The organism is Silanimonas lenta DSM 16282, assembly GCF_000429065.1.
Lineage (GTDB): Bacteria > Pseudomonadota > Gammaproteobacteria > Xanthomonadales > Xanthomonadaceae > Silanimonas > Silanimonas lenta.
Genome location: NZ_AUBD01000001.1, coordinates 526794 through 540457, shown reverse-complemented (window position 1 = coordinate 540457; position 13664 = coordinate 526794). Strand labels below are relative to the sequence as shown.

21 protein-coding genes are annotated in these 13664 nt (G+C 67.9%); 4 read left to right on the top strand and 17 right to left on the bottom strand.

The window, feature by feature from the left end:
• From G408_RS0102580 to merR, 10 genes are all read right to left on the bottom strand, one after another.
• The coding region (locus tag G408_RS0102580; protein ID WP_028769815.1) for an ATP-binding protein at window positions 1-789 on the bottom strand (789 nt) is incomplete at its 3' end.
• An 80-nt stretch (window positions 790-869) separates the two neighbouring features.
• Window positions 870-1349: a hypothetical protein gene (locus tag G408_RS0102575; RefSeq protein ID WP_028769814.1), complete on the bottom strand. Its 480-nt coding sequence runs from the start codon at window positions 1347-1349 to the stop codon at window positions 870-872.
• A gap of 11 nt (window positions 1350-1360) precedes the next feature.
• Window positions 1361-1624 (bottom strand): helix-turn-helix transcriptional regulator, encoded by a 264-nt coding sequence (locus G408_RS0102570; RefSeq protein WP_028769813.1) that lies wholly within the window; start codon window positions 1622-1624, stop codon window positions 1361-1363.
• A gap of 221 nt (window positions 1625-1845) precedes the next feature.
• The gene (locus G408_RS14675) at window positions 1846-2835 is read right to left on the bottom strand and encodes a GGDEF domain-containing protein (protein WP_051282530.1); all 990 of its coding nucleotides are present in this window, start codon (window positions 2833-2835) and stop codon (window positions 1846-1848) included.
• 29 nt (window positions 2836-2864) lie between these two features.
• The gene (locus tag G408_RS0102560; protein ID WP_028769812.1) at window positions 2865-3659 is read right to left on the bottom strand and encodes an alpha/beta fold hydrolase; all 795 of its coding nucleotides are present in this window, start codon (window positions 3657-3659) and stop codon (window positions 2865-2867) included.
• A gap of 195 nt (window positions 3660-3854) precedes the next feature.
• Window positions 3855-4829, bottom strand: coding sequence for an IS5 family transposase (locus G408_RS0102555; protein ID WP_028769811.1), 975 nt, complete (start codon window positions 4827-4829; stop codon window positions 3855-3857).
• A gap of 318 nt (window positions 4830-5147) precedes the next feature.
• Window positions 5148-5723, bottom strand: coding sequence for a sigma-70 family RNA polymerase sigma factor (locus G408_RS12790; protein WP_051282529.1), 576 nt, complete (start codon window positions 5721-5723; stop codon window positions 5148-5150).
• 25 nt (window positions 5724-5748) lie between these two features.
• Complete coding sequence (locus G408_RS0102545; RefSeq protein ID WP_051282528.1) at window positions 5749-6585, bottom strand: mechanosensitive ion channel family protein; 837 nt, start codon at window positions 6583-6585, stop codon at window positions 5749-5751.
• A gap of 10 nt (window positions 6586-6595) precedes the next feature.
• Window positions 6596-6838, bottom strand: a complete 243-nt coding sequence (locus G408_RS15210; protein ID WP_156890029.1) for a hypothetical protein — start codon at window positions 6836-6838, stop codon at window positions 6596-6598.
• Between the two features lie 125 nt (window positions 6839-6963).
• Window positions 6964-7377, bottom strand: coding sequence for a mercury resistance transcriptional regulator MerR (merR, locus tag G408_RS0102540; protein ID WP_028769809.1), 414 nt, complete (start codon window positions 7375-7377; stop codon window positions 6964-6966).
• A 50-nt stretch (window positions 7378-7427) separates the two neighbouring features.
• Here merR and merT point away from each other — a divergent pair, with 50 nt between their 5' ends.
• The 3 genes from merT to G408_RS14995 are packed head-to-tail and all read left to right on the top strand — an operon-like array spanning window position 7428 to window position 8317.
• Window positions 7428-7790: a mercuric ion transporter MerT gene (merT, locus tag G408_RS0102535; RefSeq protein ID WP_028769808.1), complete on the top strand. Its 363-nt coding sequence runs from the start codon at window positions 7428-7430 to the stop codon at window positions 7788-7790.
• Window positions 7791-7805: 15 nt separating this feature from the next.
• Window positions 7806-8099, top strand: a complete 294-nt coding sequence (gene merP, locus G408_RS0102530) for a mercury resistance system periplasmic binding protein MerP (RefSeq protein ID WP_028769807.1) — start codon at window positions 7806-7808, stop codon at window positions 8097-8099.
• Window positions 8096-8317 (top strand): GDCCVxC domain-containing (seleno)protein, encoded by a 222-nt coding sequence (locus G408_RS14995; RefSeq protein ID WP_084628026.1) that lies wholly within the window; start codon window positions 8096-8098, stop codon window positions 8315-8317. Before merP ends, G408_RS14995 begins: the two co-directional genes overlap by 4 nt.
• A gap of 3 nt (window positions 8318-8320) precedes the next feature.
• On the opposite strand, the gene G408_RS0102525 is transcribed toward G408_RS14995, so the two are convergent.
• The 4 genes from G408_RS0102525 to G408_RS0102510 all read right to left on the bottom strand — a co-directional run bounded on the left by G408_RS0102525 (window position 8321) and on the right by G408_RS0102510 (window position 11408).
• The gene (locus G408_RS0102525) at window positions 8321-8809 is read right to left on the bottom strand and encodes a hypothetical protein (protein WP_028769806.1); all 489 of its coding nucleotides are present in this window, start codon (window positions 8807-8809) and stop codon (window positions 8321-8323) included.
• On the bottom strand, window positions 8806-10224 hold the full coding sequence (locus G408_RS0102520; protein WP_028769805.1) for a recombinase family protein: 1419 nt from the start codon (window positions 10222-10224) through the stop codon (window positions 8806-8808). Before G408_RS0102520 ends, G408_RS0102525 begins: the two co-directional genes overlap by 4 nt.
• Window positions 10221-10694, bottom strand: a complete 474-nt coding sequence (locus tag G408_RS0102515) for a DUF2924 domain-containing protein (RefSeq protein WP_028769804.1) — start codon at window positions 10692-10694, stop codon at window positions 10221-10223. The genes G408_RS0102520 and G408_RS0102515 overlap by 4 nt, the downstream gene beginning before the upstream one ends.
• A gap of 327 nt (window positions 10695-11021) precedes the next feature.
• The gene (locus G408_RS0102510) at window positions 11022-11408 is read right to left on the bottom strand and encodes a hypothetical protein (protein WP_028769803.1); all 387 of its coding nucleotides are present in this window, start codon (window positions 11406-11408) and stop codon (window positions 11022-11024) included.
• 81 nt (window positions 11409-11489) lie between these two features.
• On the opposite strand from G408_RS0102510, the gene G408_RS0102505 reads away from it, so the two are divergent.
• The gene (locus G408_RS0102505; protein ID WP_084628024.1) at window positions 11490-12311 is read left to right on the top strand and encodes a helix-turn-helix domain-containing protein; all 822 of its coding nucleotides are present in this window, start codon (window positions 11490-11492) and stop codon (window positions 12309-12311) included.
• Window positions 12312-12335: 24 nt separating this feature from the next.
• Here G408_RS0102505 and G408_RS0102500 read toward each other — a convergent pair whose 3' ends face one another.
• From G408_RS0102500 to G408_RS12785, 3 genes are read right to left on the bottom strand one after another with little or no spacing between them, the layout of a single operon-like run.
• On the bottom strand, window positions 12336-12806 hold the full coding sequence (locus tag G408_RS0102500) for a GNAT family N-acetyltransferase (RefSeq protein WP_037411794.1): 471 nt from the start codon (window positions 12804-12806) through the stop codon (window positions 12336-12338).
• Window positions 12806-13288: a GyrI-like domain-containing protein gene (locus G408_RS0102495; protein WP_028769800.1), complete on the bottom strand. Its 483-nt coding sequence runs from the start codon at window positions 13286-13288 to the stop codon at window positions 12806-12808. The genes G408_RS0102500 and G408_RS0102495 overlap by 1 nt, the downstream gene beginning before the upstream one ends.
• Window positions 13289-13340: 52 nt before the next feature.
• On the bottom strand, window positions 13341-13655 hold the full coding sequence (locus G408_RS12785) for a LysE family translocator (protein ID WP_051282527.1): 315 nt from the start codon (window positions 13653-13655) through the stop codon (window positions 13341-13343).
• Window positions 13656-13664: the final 9 nt, after the last annotated feature.

Here is a 13664-nt window from a genome sequence, read left to right as displayed (position 1 = left end):
GGCGGCGCACTTGTCGATCAGCGCGCGCAGGTTCGGCGGCTCCAGCAACTCGAGCTGGCCGGAGCGGTCCTTGGCCGGGACGCCGTAGGGGTTCAGCGTGTGGCAGACGAAGGCGCGGTAGATTGATCCGTCCTCGGCCTTGATCTCGGCCAAGGTGACCACCTCGTCGACGATGCCGGGCAGTTCCGCGGCGGTCTTGGCGCCCTCGATCTGCGGCACGAAGACCTTGCGGTTGAAGTCGTCCAGGCGCTCGTCGAGGATGGCCACGAACACGACGTGCTTGCCGCGCGCGTGCTGTAGGTGAGTCAGCGCCCCGATGAGTTCCGAGCCGAGCAGGCCATAGGCGCCGCGGGTGTCGGGCTTGCCGGTGCGCTCGCTGTAGGCCTGCGGCTGGGTCTTGGCCCAAATCAGGGCGAGGCGCGCGAGCACCGTGATGCTGTCGACGAAGTAGGTGTCGTACTTCGCCAGTTGCGCCGGGTCGCCATAGCGCTCGCACACATGCCGGTAATGCGCCTCGGAGAACGGCGCATCCGCGGGCAGCGCCGGGTTCGCGCCGGCCAGGAACACCACCAGGTCGCGAAACTCCGGCCAGGTGGTCGGGCGCACGCAGTCGCCGCGCCAGTCCTTGACCGCCAAGTCGCCGGCCTCGAGGTCGACGAACAGGGTCGATCCTTCCGGCAGGGTCTTGAGCTGGCTGGTCTTGCCGATGCCGCTCTTGCCCAGCAGCACGAGCTTCACGCCCTGCTTCTCGCGCAGTCGCTGGTCGGCGGTGATGATGGGAAGGGCCATCACGCCACCTCCTTCAGCCGCTTGGCGACAGGGGTCGGAATTGAATTCCGGCCCTTTTCGTTCAGTTCGGTGCGCATGGATCACTCCTCCGAGACAAGGGCCAGCCGGAACGTGGGCTTGCCGGGCTTGACGGTGCGGGCGGCCTCGAATCCGGCGCGCAAGGCGCTCGGCCAGTGGTTGAAGCGGGACTCGGACACCGAGTACTCGACGTCCAGGTAGTCCTCGACCTTCTCGCCGGCGGCGGCGATGCGCCGGGCGATGGCGGCCAGTTGCGCCTGGTCCCAGGACACGCGCTTCGGGACCTCGACCGTCACGCGCAGCGGTCCGTCGTTCAGGTGCACGAGGCCGAAGTCCTTGCCCGCCTCGAGGCGTGCCGCACGGGCCTGCTCGCCGTAGGCGGCATCGAGTGCAGCGTCGAACTTGGCGCGGGCCTGCTTGAGCCAGGCGAGCGCTTCGTCCAGGTGGCGGCTGATCTGCGCCTTCTGGGCGGGCGGGAGTCGAGCCAGCTGGCCGACGGACATCGCGGCGAGGTCGGCGGGGTAGAGGGTCACATCGCTCATCGCATCCCCCTTCAGCGCGCCGCGCGCTCGGAGGTCGAGTCGTGCAGGGCGCCACGCTCGAACTCGATGACCGACTCCAGGGGGTAGCTGACGCGCTTGGACAGCTTCAGGTAGCGCGGGCCGCGCCCTTCGCTGCGCCAGCGCTGCAGGGTCTTGGGGCTCAGGCCCCAGCGCTGCGCGAGTTCGTTCTCGTTGAGGACCCGACGGTCGCCGGGAGACAGGCTGTTGATCGCATCGACCGGCGACCGGGGGATGGTGCTTGCCGTTGTCGGCATGGAAGCCTCCTATGACGCTGTTGAGGAACAGGTGTCATTGCAGGCTTCGGGTGGCGAACCTTGGAGGGACCGAATGGCGAACCACGCAGGAACTTCTGGTTTGCCGATGGCCACAAGCACGAACGGCGTGCACGCGGCTCGCCTGGCCGGACTGGATTGGGATGAGAGGGGTGCGACACAGGCTCCTTCGCACCGATGGAGCGCCGACGGGTCGTGCGGCGTCAGCGCCTACTGGACGAATGGCAGACTGTGGTGTTGCGGCCCTGGGACTTGGCGGCATACAGCGCCTCGTCGGCGTGTTGCAGCACCTCATAGAGATCAGCATCGTCGCTTAGCGCAGCGGCGGCGCCGATGCTCACCGTCACTGCCAGTCCACCGGGCCGGGCGCGGGCGATCTCCTCATGCGCCCGCGCGGCCACTACCAGCGCTTGCGAGACGTCCGCGTCGGGCAGCACCAGCGTGAACTCCTCTCCGCCATAGCGAACCACGGTGTCGCTTTGCCGCGCGCAGCGTCGCAGGCACTCGGCCACCCCCGCCAGCACCGCATCGCCCCGCGTATGGCCGTGCTGGTCGTTGATGGCCTTGAAGTGGTCGATGTCGATCATGAGCACCGCATATGGCCTCCTTGGTGCCGGGCGCGATGCCAGCGCCTGCGACAGCGCCTGCAGGCTGCGCCGGTTGCCCAACCCGGTGAGGGGATCATGGGCGGCCAGTTCGGACAGGGTGCGGTTCTCGGCCTGCGTCTGATGGATTTGCCGCTGGAGCTGCCCGTTGAGCAGGCGCAGCCGCGCGTGCGCCTCCTGCAACTGCTCGGTCTGGGATTGCGCGCGTTGCCGGGCCTGGATCAGCGCTTGTTCGAAAGCTTGGCGATCCTCGGCGGCGAACAGCAGCCACAAATACTGCGGCTCGGCGTCGTGTTCCATCCGCTTGGCGCTGACATAAGCCCCCGAGCGCCGGCCGCCTGGCTGCCAGTAGGCAAAGATTTCGACGATGAGGCCGTCGCGGCGCAGCGTGGGCCAGACGTGGGTTTCGAAGAAGATACGGCCGGCGGGCGTGAGCCAGTCGGTCATCGTCACGGCAACATCGCCTTGCGCACCCGAATCGGGCAAGCCCACCCACTCGGCCAGCCGAGCGTTGTAGCGCCGCAGCACGCCCTGGCCGTCGGTCACCCAACAGGGCGCGGGAATGTCGCTCAGGGGGACGTGGCTCATCAGGGGGGCGGCTGGGCTCGCGCCCCGCGCTAATCCTTCAACACTCCGCGCACCGCCTCGATGACCAGGTGGGGGTGGCTCATGTGGGCGCAGTGCCCGGTGACGTCGAGCACCTGCAAGGTGCTGCGCGGCAGATGGGCGTGCAAATACTCGCCCACCGCCAGCGGCGCCAGCGCGTCGCGGGCATGCTGCAAGATGAGGCAGGGGGTGCTCACCCGAGGCAGATCGGCGCGGTTGTCGGCAAAGAAGGTGGCCTCGGCGAAAGTCTTGGCCATCACCGGGTCGGTGGAGCAGAAGCTCTCGCGCAGTCTGGCGCGCGATGTGTCACTGTCGCTGGCGACCACGGGTGCCAAGAAATCCGCCCAGCCCATGTAGTTGCGCTGCATCAGCTCCAGAAGCTCTTGCAGGTCGCTGCGCTCGAAGCCGCCGACGTAGGGGGGATCGTTGACGAAGCAGGGGTTGGGGCCGATCAGGACCAGGTGCCGGAACCATTGCGGGCGTTCGATGGCCGCCAGCATGGCGATCGAGCAGCTCACCGAATGCGCCACCACTACCACGTCGCGGGTCAATCCGGTGGCCTCGCACACCTCCAGCAGGTCCTGCGCATAGCCGCGCAAATGGCAATAGCGCTGCACCGAAAACGCCGACGGATCGGAGCGGCCCGAGCCGACGTAGTCGAACAACACCTGCCGCTGCCGGCCGGCGAACGCTGGCGTGATATCGGCCCACATGTCTTGATGGCAGCCAAAGCCGTGGGCGTAGAGCACAGGGGTGCCTGGGCCCGCATGGTCGGTGACGTGATTGCGCCGCAGGATGTTCGTCATGGGTTTGAGCTCCCCCTCGAAGGACAGGCCAGCGTCAAACTGGTCGCTTTTCCCACGCCACTATCTTAGGGAAACGCTGATCAAGTTGCAGCAGGGGTAGCGATGCGGGCTGTACGGGCTTGGGCGGCACGATTTTGCTCGCTCTGGCGGCCCCTGCGGGCCCGTTTTCGGGCCACCTGGCCCGCATTGGGCGCACTATGGGCGCACCAACGCCGGCACGCGCCGCGCGGCCATATACAGATTGACCATCGCTAGCGCCGTGAAGACGCGGTTGGCGTTCTTGGCGAGTCCGCGGTAGCGCACCTTGACGAACCCCCACAGGCGCTTGAGCACGTGAAACGAGTGCTCCACGCGCGCTCGAGTGCGGCTCTTGGTGCGGTTGCGCAGCCGCTCGGCCTCGTCCTGCCCGTCGGGCTTGCGCACGCGCCGGTTGGTGAAGTCGCGCGCCTGGGGTGCTGCCGCCTTGATGATGTCGCGGCAGCCCTGGTAGCCGCGGTCGCCGTAGACGCGCTTTTCCGCACCGTGCAGCAGATCGGGCAAGGCATGCTTGTCATGCACGTTGGCACTGGTGACCACGGCGCTGTGCACCAGCCCGGTCTTGCTGTCGGCACCCACGTGCACTTTCATGCCGAAGTACCACTGCTTGCCCTTGCGCGTCTGCTTCATCTCGGCGTCGCGCTGCTGCTCGGCGTTCTTGGTCGAGCTCGGCGCGGCGATGATGGTGGCGTCCACGATCGTGCCCGCGCTCAGGCGAAGCCCTCGCTCCTGCAAGATGCGGCCAACCTCGGCGAAGATGGCTTGCCCCAGCTGGTGCCTCTCCAGCAGGTGACGAAACTTGAGGATCGTGGTGGCGTCGGGCACCGGCTCGCGACCCAGATCGATGCCAACGAAAGCGCGCAGCGCCGCCGAGTCGTACAGCGCCTCCTCGCACGCCGCATCGGCCAGGTTGAACCAGTGCTGCAGCAGGTGGATGCGCAGCATGCGCTCCAGCCCGATGGGCGGGCGGCCGTTGCCGGGCTTGGGGTAGTGCGGCTCGATCAGCGCCACCAGCCGCCCCCACGGCACGATCGTCTGCATCTGGGCCAGGAATGCGTCGCGGCGCGTAGGCTTACGAAAGCGCTCGAATCCCGCCGACGCATCGGCCGCCGCTGCCAAGGTCATCTGCTTCATCGTCATCCTCGCATCTTGCATCGACACCTCCAACGCATGTCACTACCATGCGGTGGGCTTGATCAGCGTTTCCCTAACATGGTGCACGCTGCCCGTCTCATGCGCGATCGTCTCGCGGCAAGGACGACAACGGACGTGGTCGCCTGATCCCTCGGAAGTGATCGCAGCAACGGCAGCATCCCGCACCCGACTCCACATCGGGATAGCGCGACGCGCTCCGGTATCACCCCGTCGCTGCTTCCATGGCGCCACAGGCCGGCATGAGACGCCTCGGGCCGTGCGCTGTCGGCCGCGGCGGCCGGCACAGGCTGAGCGCACTCACCCCGAGCGCTGGTGGCTGGTGTCAGCGCCCATGGCCAAGGCGCGCAGTTTGTCGAGGGCCCGCGCGTAGCGCATCTTGGCGGCCGACAGCCCTAGACCGGTCGCCTTGGCAATCTCGGCGAACTCCAGACCCACGAGCAGTCGCAGCAGCACCACCATGCGATCCTCGGGGGGCAACTGGCGCAGCAGCCGTTCCATGTCCATACGAGCCTGTGCGGCGGCGATCGGGTCGCGCGGATCGGCCGGCTCAGGCGTGTCCTCGTCGTCGGCCAATGAAACCAGCGCGGGACGCGAGTCCAGCCGCCGCTGATGGTCGATGCAAACGTTGGCCGTCACGCGCCACAGCCAGGTCGTGAAGGTCGCCTCCGCGCGAAAGCGCGGCAGCTCGAAAAAGACCTTAAGCATCACCTCTTGCGTCAGGTCCTCGGCATCGGCGGCGCTGGCGGCAAAGCGCCGCGCCAGTTGCTGGATGCGCGCGCCGTGGCGCCGCATCAGGGCCTCGAACGCACCGGTGCGGTAAGGCAGTTCGGCCTGCGCCTGAGCCACCAGGGCGGCATCGCTGGGTTCCTGCATGGTCGCCGCGACGAGGCCCAGTGCTTCACGACTGGCGCTGAACGATGACGTCTTGAGTGAGCAGCCGCGAATGGGCCACGCTCAGCTCGCGCCCGTCGTCGAGCACGAGTAGCGTCTTGAGCGTGCCCGCCTCCCGCACCGTGGCCTGCTGGCCGTTCCATTCGATGCGATCGCCTTCGCGCAGCCAGTCGCGCACATACACGCCACTGACGATCTCGCCCGAGAGCGCGCGCGTGCCCAGCCCCAGCGACAAGGCCACGGCCACGCCCAGGGCGGCGAGCGCGATGCCGATGACTTCCTGCAGTAGCACGATGCGGATGTCGAGCTGATCGACAGCCATCAGCGCCACCAGCGCCGAGAGCACGCCCATGGTGATGCGGCCCAGGGTGGGCGCGTACTCGACGCCGGCGCCATCCGCCGCGCGGCGCACCAGCCCGGCGAGCCAGCTGGCCGCCATCAGGCCCAGCACCAGCACGGCCATGGCTGCGACGAACTTGGGCAAGAACAGCATCACCTGCGCGACGGCCTGACCGGCCGCGGCCAGACCCAAAGCATCGGCCGCCGAGATGGCGAAGGCCAGCAGAATGAAGGCGAACGCCAGCGAGCCGACGAGAGACGACAGCGGCCGCTCCAGGCCCCACTGGCGGGACAACGCTGCAAGCCCCGAGCTTTCGGCGAGCCGGTCCGCCCCCAGTCGGGCCAGCCCTCGGCGCGTGATGGCCGCGGCGATCTTGCCCAGCACATAGCCGGCCAGCAGCAGCGCCAAGGCCCCGACCAGATTCGGGGCGAGCGCGGCCAAACGTTGATACAAAGCGATCAGCGGATCGCCCATCCAGGCAAGGGTTTGGTTCATCGTTTCCATGGCAAGACTCCTATCGAGAAGGGAAGTGAGCAGAAGAGCGCGACAAGCGATGCCAGCGCACGGCCACGGGCGCGAACAGCCGCGCCAGGGCCAGCCAGATGCGGCCCAGCGCGTGGGTCAACAGGTGACGCGCTGCCAGGCGGCGGCGTGCGCGGCGCAGAACCGGGGCGAGTTCGGGCGGGGGCTGCGGCTCGGCGCGCAAGGCGGCCGCCAACTCCGCCTCGAGACGTTGCGTGGTCTCGGGCTCGGACATACAAGCTCCTTCCAGCTATGTCGGGCTGGTACCGGCTTGGACGCATGCGCGGCGTCAAAGGTCACATGGCGCGCCCGCGGCCGTGTCCGGCTCGTCCGCTGTGCGCAGGGCGGCGCCTGCCGGCATCAGCGGCGCAAGGCCTCGATGAGCGGGCACGAAACCTTGCCTCTGGGCGTTCGATCGCATTGGGTCAACAGTCGTGTCAGCGCGTGCTCCATGCGCCTGAGATCCGCCAGTCGCGCGCGCACGTCGGCCAGATGGCGCGTCGCGAGCGCGGCAGCCTCGCGACAGCGCGTGCCGTCTTCCAGCGTCAGCAGTTCCGCGACCTGCTCGAGGCTGAAGCCCAGCCGCTGCGCCGACTTGACGAACCGCAAGCGCCCAAGATCGCGCGCCCCATAGCGGCGTATGCCGCCCGCAGGCCGATCCGGTTCGGGGATCAGCCCCTTGCGCTGGTAGAAGCGGATGGTTTCGACATGCACGCCGGCCGCGCGCGCCAGGGCGCCGATCGTCATCGAATCGTTCTTGGGCGCAGTGCTCATGGCTTGACTCCGTACTCAAGTACGGAAGTAAGCTTACGCCATGAAGTCGGATACCCCACCCGCGCAGACCGACGCCGCCCCGCGGTGTGGCCTTGGCGACCGGGTTCGTCGCCGCCCTGCTGGCCTCGACCTGTTGCCTCGGGCCGCTGGCGCTGATCACCGTCGGCTTCTCAGGCGCATGGATCAGCAACCTGACAGCGATCGAACCCTACCGCCCGGTCTTGATCGGCGCGGCCCTCGTCGCGTTGTTCCTCGCCGGGCGGCGCATCTGGGCGAAAGCCCCAGCGTGCACGTCTGGTCAGGTGTGCGCGGTGCCGACGGTTCGGCGCGGCTACAGGCTGCTGTTCGGGATCGTGGTCGCCCTGGTGATCGTGGCGCTCGGCTTTCCGCTGATCGTCCCCTGGTTCTATTGAAGAACGGAGGTCGTCATGAAAAAACGGCTGGCATGGTCCTGCCTCGCGCTCGCTCTCGCATCGAGCGCTCCGGCGACCGCGGCCCCCAAGACCGTCACGCTTGCCGTGCCGGGCATGAACTGCGCCGCCTGTCCCATCACGGTCAAGAAGGCCCTGGGCAAGGTGCCGGGCGTGGCGAAGACGGACGTGAACTTCGACAAGCGCGAGGCGACGGTGACCTTCGACGACGCGAGGACCGACGTCCAGGCGCTGTTGTGCGCCACCCAGGACGCGGGCTATCCCTCGACGGTGGTCGGGAGCGCGAAGTGAGCGCCGTCGTCCTCGAATCGACGCTGCGCTGTCCGGCGTGCGGGCACGCGAAGACCGAGGTCATGCCCACCGACGCCTGCCAGTGGTTCTATGAGTGCGAGGCCTGCCATACGGTGCTCAAGCCCAAGCACGGCGATTGCTGCGTCTATTGCTCCTATGGCACCGTGCCTTGCCCGCCCGTTCAAGAACGTGGCAAGGCGGGCTGTTGCGCCGGCTGAACGTCAGCTTTCGAGAGGCGAGAACCCCAAGGCTTCGCGCTGTTCGGCCCAATCCCGTGGCAGCAGATCGTGCCGGCCACGCAGGGTCTGCAGGTTCAGATGGCGGGGCTGGCGCCCGTCCAGGATGGCCTCGACGATGTCGGGGGCCAGCAGGGTCAGACGCAGCACCTCGGCCACCCACCCGGGCTCCAACTTCAGCGCGCGGGCCAGGTCGGTCGTCGTGGGATAGCGCCCCTCCTCGAGCAGCCGCTTCCAGTAGAAGGCCTTGCCGAGCGTCTTGATCATCGGCGCATCCAGGCCGCCCGCGGTCGCGGCGGCGGACTCGGGCGTCGGCGGGATCAGGAGCTTGCGGTTCTGCCGGCGCTTGATCGTCAGGGGCACCAGGGTCACCCGCTGCCCGTCGCTGACGTAGCTGCGCGCATCGTGGCCGACCTCGACGCGGATCGCGCGACGGCGGGAGTTCGGAGTCGGATCGGGAGGCGACCGGGTCATGCCAAGGCCTCCTCGGCAGGCGCGCGGCACTCATCGACCAAGGAATGCGCGCCGATCTCGGGCCCCAATCCCAGCCAGCCGTCCTCGCGCCAGAGGATGTCGAGTCCGTACTCATGCAGTTGGACCCGCTCGATCAGCAGCCGCGCGATGCGTTGCTGCTCGGCCGGGAACAACTGCGCCCACACGTCGCCGATGCGTCGCATCGCCACCACCACCTGCGCTTCGTCGAGGGCGGCACCCGCCGGGTGGCGCTGGCACGCCCGCCAGGTGCCGATCAGCACCTCCGGCGCCGAGAGCGCCGCGTGGATCTGCGCGAGCACCGCGTTCTCGATGTCGGCCGCGGGCAGATGGCCGACGTCCGGGGCGTCCGGCATCAAGTTCGCGCCCGCGTTGCGACGCTTGTGCAGGTAGGGGACGTAGTAGCGGTAGGTGCGCCCGCTCTTCTTCTTGACGAAGGTATGCAGCATGCGCTGGCCATCGGGCGCGAACAGCAGCCCTGCGAGCAGCGCCGGATGCTTGGCCCGGTGTTCACGCGGCGCCTGCTTGCGGCGCGCGATGAACGCGTGCGCGGCGTCCCACAGGTCTCGTGGCACGATCGCTTCGTGTTGGCCGGGATACCACGTGCCGTGGTTGCGAATCTCACCCAGGTAGATGCGGTTGCGCAGCAACGCGAAGATGTATTGCTGGTCGATGGGTCGGCCCGTGCGCCGGCGCCCGCCTTGGGTCACCCAGGCCTTGGTGGTGTGCCCCTCGATCGCCATCTCCCGCACCAGCCGCGCAGCCGAGCCATGCTCGGCGTAGCGCCGGAAGATGTCACGCACGAGTGCGGCCTCGCGCTCGTTGACGACGAGCTTGCGATCGACGACGTCGTAGCCCAGCGGCGGCATGCCGCCCATCCACATGCCCTTGGCCTTGGATGCAGCGATCTTGTCGCGGATGCGCTCGCCGGTGACCTCGCGCTCGAACTGCGCGAAGGACAGCAGGATGTTGAGCGTGAGCCGCCCCATCGAGGTGGTGGTGTTGAACTGCTGCGTGACCGAGACGAAGGAGACGCCGTTGCGGTCGAACACCTCCACCAACTTGGCGAAGTCCGCCAGGCTGCGGGTGAGTCGGTCGATCTTGTAGACGACCACGATGTCGATACGGCCGGCCTCGATGTCGGCGAGCAGCCGCTTGAGCGCCGGGCGTTCCAGGTTGCCGCCGGAGTAGCCGCCGTCGTCGTAGCCGTCGTCCACGGCGATCCAGCCTTCATGGCGCTGGCTGGCGATGTAGGCCAGGCCCGCATCGCGCTGTGCCTCCAGGCTGTTGTACTCCTGCTCCAGCCCTTCGTCGGTGGACTTGCGGGTGTAGACGGCGCAGCGCTTCTTCACCGTGAGGGCAGCGGCCGGCGTGAGCAGGGTTCGGTTCGGTCTCATGCCGGCTCCTTCCCCTTGTCGCCGGACTTCAGTCCGAAGAACGCCGGCCCGGACCATTGGGTGCCGGTGATGTGGCGCGCCACCGCCGACAGGCTCTTGAAGCGCTGCCCCTGGTATTCGTAGTCGAAGGGCCCGCGCACCAGCACGCGGTGCTCGACGTCGTCGTACATGCGAGTGAGCACCGTGCCCGGCAGCAAGTGGTTCGCCTGCCACTGCAGCGGACGCGGCAGGAGGCCCGTCTCGCCGATGGTTTCGAGCCGGCGGCGCGTCGAGGGCTTCAAGCCACCGAAGACGCGCGCCTGCATCGCATAGGCCAGGCGGCTCTCGATCCAGGTGCGATGGTGGTGGTTGGGGCGCCCGTCGAAATACTCGTCCCACAACGCCCAGAGGCTGTCCATCGGCAGGTCCGGCAGCTGGGCGATACGGGCGGCGAGGGTCTTGGCGTCAGCGGGGTTTGCGTGTGCTGTCATGGGCGAACTCCTTCGTGGTCATCGGGGTTCGCATTCACGCGCTGTTGGCCGAAGAAGCCAAGGCCAACTGGCTCTCTGGTGCCGAGGGCAGGGACTGCGCCGCGGGCGCGCAGCCGCAGTAGGCCTGCGGCCAGCAGGTCGACGACTTCCTGGTGCGCGTGCCGGGGGCGGCTGGTGGCAGGAATGGTGGAGGTGGGTTCGGGTTCGTGCATGGCAAGCGTTTCGATGGAAAACGCTTGTCATGCTAGGAATCGAAGGGGCTTCGCGTAACGGGTTTGGGCGGGGATGGGCGGGGCACTGTCGCCTGTCGCCGCTCGCCGAGGGTGGTTACCGCACACGCCCGATGTCTTGGTCTTCGGGGCGGCCGTCGAGCATCAGCGAGACCTCTTCCACGCAGTCAAAGCGGCCTGCGGCATCCAGACGGGCGAACAGGTAGACCTCTTGAACGACAGTGGCGCCATCGCGCTTACGCACATGGACCCGGTGCCGCGAGGCATAGCGCTGGTGGTCCTGCCACTCGTCGAGCACCTCGATATCGGCCGAGGCCACGATCTCACGCAGCTTGCGGGCATGGGCGCTAAAACCGGACAGATCGTCCCAATGCCCATTGGTGCGCTGCCGGTAGTTCGGGCTGAAGTCCCGATCCAACAAGGTGGACAAGGGCATGTCGGGACGGTTGAGCAAATCATCGAGCGTGGCGCGAATGGACGGCATGTCGGCTCCTGGTGTGGGTGATGAAAAACGATGGCCTCACTGTAGGCATATCCGCCTGGCGTAGATAAGCTATCGAGGCCAATGGATCACGCATCTGCGCCAATCTCTTCGCCGCCTTGGATATCTCCTGCGCGGGCCGATGCCGCTGAAGGCCTGCCGCTGCTGGCAGTGCGTCAGCGCAGCGCGGCCGTGCGCCACTCCCGCGCCCATCGCCATGCGCGTGGGCAACTGCTGGGAGCCGACGAGGGGCTGTTGAGCGTGGAGGCTGGCGACAGCCGCTGGGTGGTGCCGGCCGGCCATGCGGTGTGGATTCCGCCCGGCGTATCTCATGCCGCGCGCTCCCACGGCCCGTTTGCGGGCTGGAGTCTGTACGTCGTGCCTGCGGCCTGCGCGGCGCTGCCGCCGGCGCCGTGCGTCGTCTGCCCTTCGGCCTTGCTGCGCGAGGGGATGGCGCGTCTGGCCGCTTGGCCAGCGACAGGGCCAGATGCGCGCCGGCAACGCCTGGAGGCGGTGATGTTCGATGAACTCGCGGCGCTGGCGCCAGTGGCTTGGGAGCTGCCCATGCCTTCGGAACGGCGGCTGCGGCGCATCGCCCAAGCGCTGTGCGACCACCCAGCCAATGGGCGATCGCTGCCCGAGTGGGCCCGGTGGGCGGGGCTGTCGCCGCGTTCGGTGTCGCGCCATTTCGTGGCAGAGACGGGCTTGAGCTTCACCGCCTGGCGGCAACGTGTGCGCCTGATGCGGGCCTTGCAATGGCTGGCTGAAGGCAAGCCGGTCGCCGTCACCGCCTGGGACCTCGGCTACGAGAACCCCAGCGCCTTCATCGCGTTGTTCCGGCGTGCCTTTGGCATGACGCCGGGGCAGTATCTGGCCGGACAAGGCGCCTTGACGCAAAGCGCCTGAAACACCCCGGCCCCGTGGTGTGGTTCACTGGGGCCTACGCCACCCGAAGGTCCAGAAGGGATCATCGGCGCTGGGCGCTAGCAGCCGCTGCCAGCCCAGGGCGTCGAAAAAGGCTTGGGCGCCGGGGTTGTCATCGGCCACATAGGCGCGCCAGTTCGGGCGCTGCTGCATGGCCGGCAGGGCCAGCAAGCCTAGCAGGGCCTTGCGGCCCCAGCCCTGGCCGCGGCGGGCCGGATCGACGGCCAGATCGCTGATCACCCAGGCCTCATGCTCCGGGTCCAGGCTCAGGCCCACCACGGCCACCAACGCCTCGCCTGCCAGCGCCGCCCATTGCTCGCCTTCGGTGTCGGCCAGCACATGGGCCAGCCACTCGTCGTCCATCGGGCCCAGATGCTGGTCGAGCAGCGCATCGGCATACCAGTGTCGGTAAGTGGCAAAGTCCTCGGCGACGAAACGCCGCAGATGCAAAGGGGGTTCGTGGGGCGTGCGTTCCATCATGCTGCGATGCCGATCTGGATTTCGATGCGGTTGTCTGGCGCTTCAGGCCCGCGCCAGACGTGATAGACCTCGCGGCTGGCACCACTGGGGCGCAAGCCAGCTTCGGCGATGGCACGCAGCAGCGGCTGGTAGCCGTGAGTGAACAGCCCGGCCAAGGGCCCCACGTACTCCGTGCGGGCGCACGACAGCGGCGGCAGGACGGTCAGTTCGGTCTGGCCACTGGGAACGTGGGGCTCGTCCGCTGGCATGCCTTGGGCATCCGCGACCGGCAGGCAGGCCGCCCAGTCGAAAGGGGTTTCGGCATCGTCCGGCAAGCCTTGGGCGGTGAAGATGGGCGGGCCGTCGATCGCAAGGCTGCTGGCTTGGGCGTGGGCCTCCAACTCGGCGCACAGCAGGCCGGCGACGGCGGCGATTTCGGGCAAACACAGACGCTGCGAGCGGCGCAGCACGCGGATGGCGGGGGTCAGATGCAGGTCCATGAGGAGCTCCAGAGGCGTGGCAGGTGCACTGCCGATGTCGATGGGGTTTGCGTCATCGTCGTGTCCGGGCCAGTCGCGCGCCCAACAGCACGAACGCGGCCGCGAAACTGCGCCGCAGCCAGCGCAGCACGGCGGGGCGTTGCAACACCCGGTCGCGCATCTGCGCGACAAAGACGCCGTAGAGCGCAAACACCGCGAATGTCAGCGCCATGAACACGAGCGATAGCCGGATCATCGCGGCGGCCGGTTGGCTCGACGTAGTGTCGACGAACTTCGGCAAAAAGGCGTGGAAGAAGATCGACAGCTTGGGGTTGAGCACATTGGCCCACAGGGCATGGCCGATCCATTGCGAATGGGTTCTCGACATGCGAGAAGT

Excerpts from the sequence above, each read along its gene's own strand:
- G408_RS0102575 (WP_028769814.1), bottom strand. The coding sequence starts at position 1,349 with ATGAGCGATGTGACCCTCTACCCCGCCGACCTCGCCGCGATGTCCGTC.
- G408_RS0102570 (WP_028769813.1), bottom strand. The coding sequence starts at position 1,624 with ATGCCGACAACGGCAAGCACCATCCCCCGGTCGCCGGTCGATGCGATC.
- G408_RS14675 (WP_051282530.1), bottom strand. The coding sequence starts at position 2,835 with ATGAGCCACGTCCCCCTGAGCGACATTCCCGCGCCCTGTTGGGTGACC.
- G408_RS0102560 (WP_028769812.1), bottom strand. The coding sequence starts at position 3,659 with ATGACGAACATCCTGCGGCGCAATCACGTCACCGACCATGCGGGCCCA.
- G408_RS0102555 (WP_028769811.1), bottom strand. The coding sequence starts at position 4,829 with ATGAAGCAGATGACCTTGGCAGCGGCGGCCGATGCGTCGGCGGGATTC.
- G408_RS12790 (WP_051282529.1), bottom strand. The coding sequence starts at position 5,723 with ATGCAGGAACCCAGCGATGCCGCCCTGGTGGCTCAGGCGCAGGCCGAA.
- G408_RS0102545 (WP_051282528.1), bottom strand. The coding sequence starts at position 6,585 with ATGGAAACGATGAACCAAACCCTTGCCTGGATGGGCGATCCGCTGATC.
- G408_RS15210 (WP_156890029.1), bottom strand. The coding sequence starts at position 6,838 with ATGTCCGAGCCCGAGACCACGCAACGTCTCGAGGCGGAGTTGGCGGCC.
- merR (WP_028769809.1), bottom strand. The coding sequence starts at position 7,377 with ATGAGCACTGCGCCCAAGAACGATTCGATGACGATCGGCGCCCTGGCG.
- merP (WP_028769807.1), top strand. The coding sequence starts at position 7,806 with ATGAAAAAACGGCTGGCATGGTCCTGCCTCGCGCTCGCTCTCGCATCG.
- G408_RS0102525 (WP_028769806.1), bottom strand. The coding sequence starts at position 8,809 with ATGACCCGGTCGCCTCCCGATCCGACTCCGAACTCCCGCCGTCGCGCG.
- G408_RS0102520 (WP_028769805.1), bottom strand. The coding sequence starts at position 10,224 with ATGAGACCGAACCGAACCCTGCTCACGCCGGCCGCTGCCCTCACGGTG.
- G408_RS0102515 (WP_028769804.1), bottom strand. The coding sequence starts at position 10,694 with ATGACAGCACACGCAAACCCCGCTGACGCCAAGACCCTCGCCGCCCGT.
- G408_RS0102510 (WP_028769803.1), bottom strand. The coding sequence starts at position 11,408 with ATGCCGTCCATTCGCGCCACGCTCGATGATTTGCTCAACCGTCCCGAC.
- G408_RS0102505 (WP_084628024.1), top strand. The coding sequence starts at position 11,490 with ATGGATCACGCATCTGCGCCAATCTCTTCGCCGCCTTGGATATCTCCT.
- G408_RS0102500 (WP_037411794.1), bottom strand. The coding sequence starts at position 12,806 with ATGGAACGCACGCCCCACGAACCCCCTTTGCATCTGCGGCGTTTCGTC.
- G408_RS0102495 (WP_028769800.1), bottom strand. The coding sequence starts at position 13,288 with ATGGACCTGCATCTGACCCCCGCCATCCGCGTGCTGCGCCGCTCGCAG.
- G408_RS12785 (WP_051282527.1), bottom strand. The coding sequence starts at position 13,655 with ATGTCGAGAACCCATTCGCAATGGATCGGCCATGCCCTGTGGGCCAAT.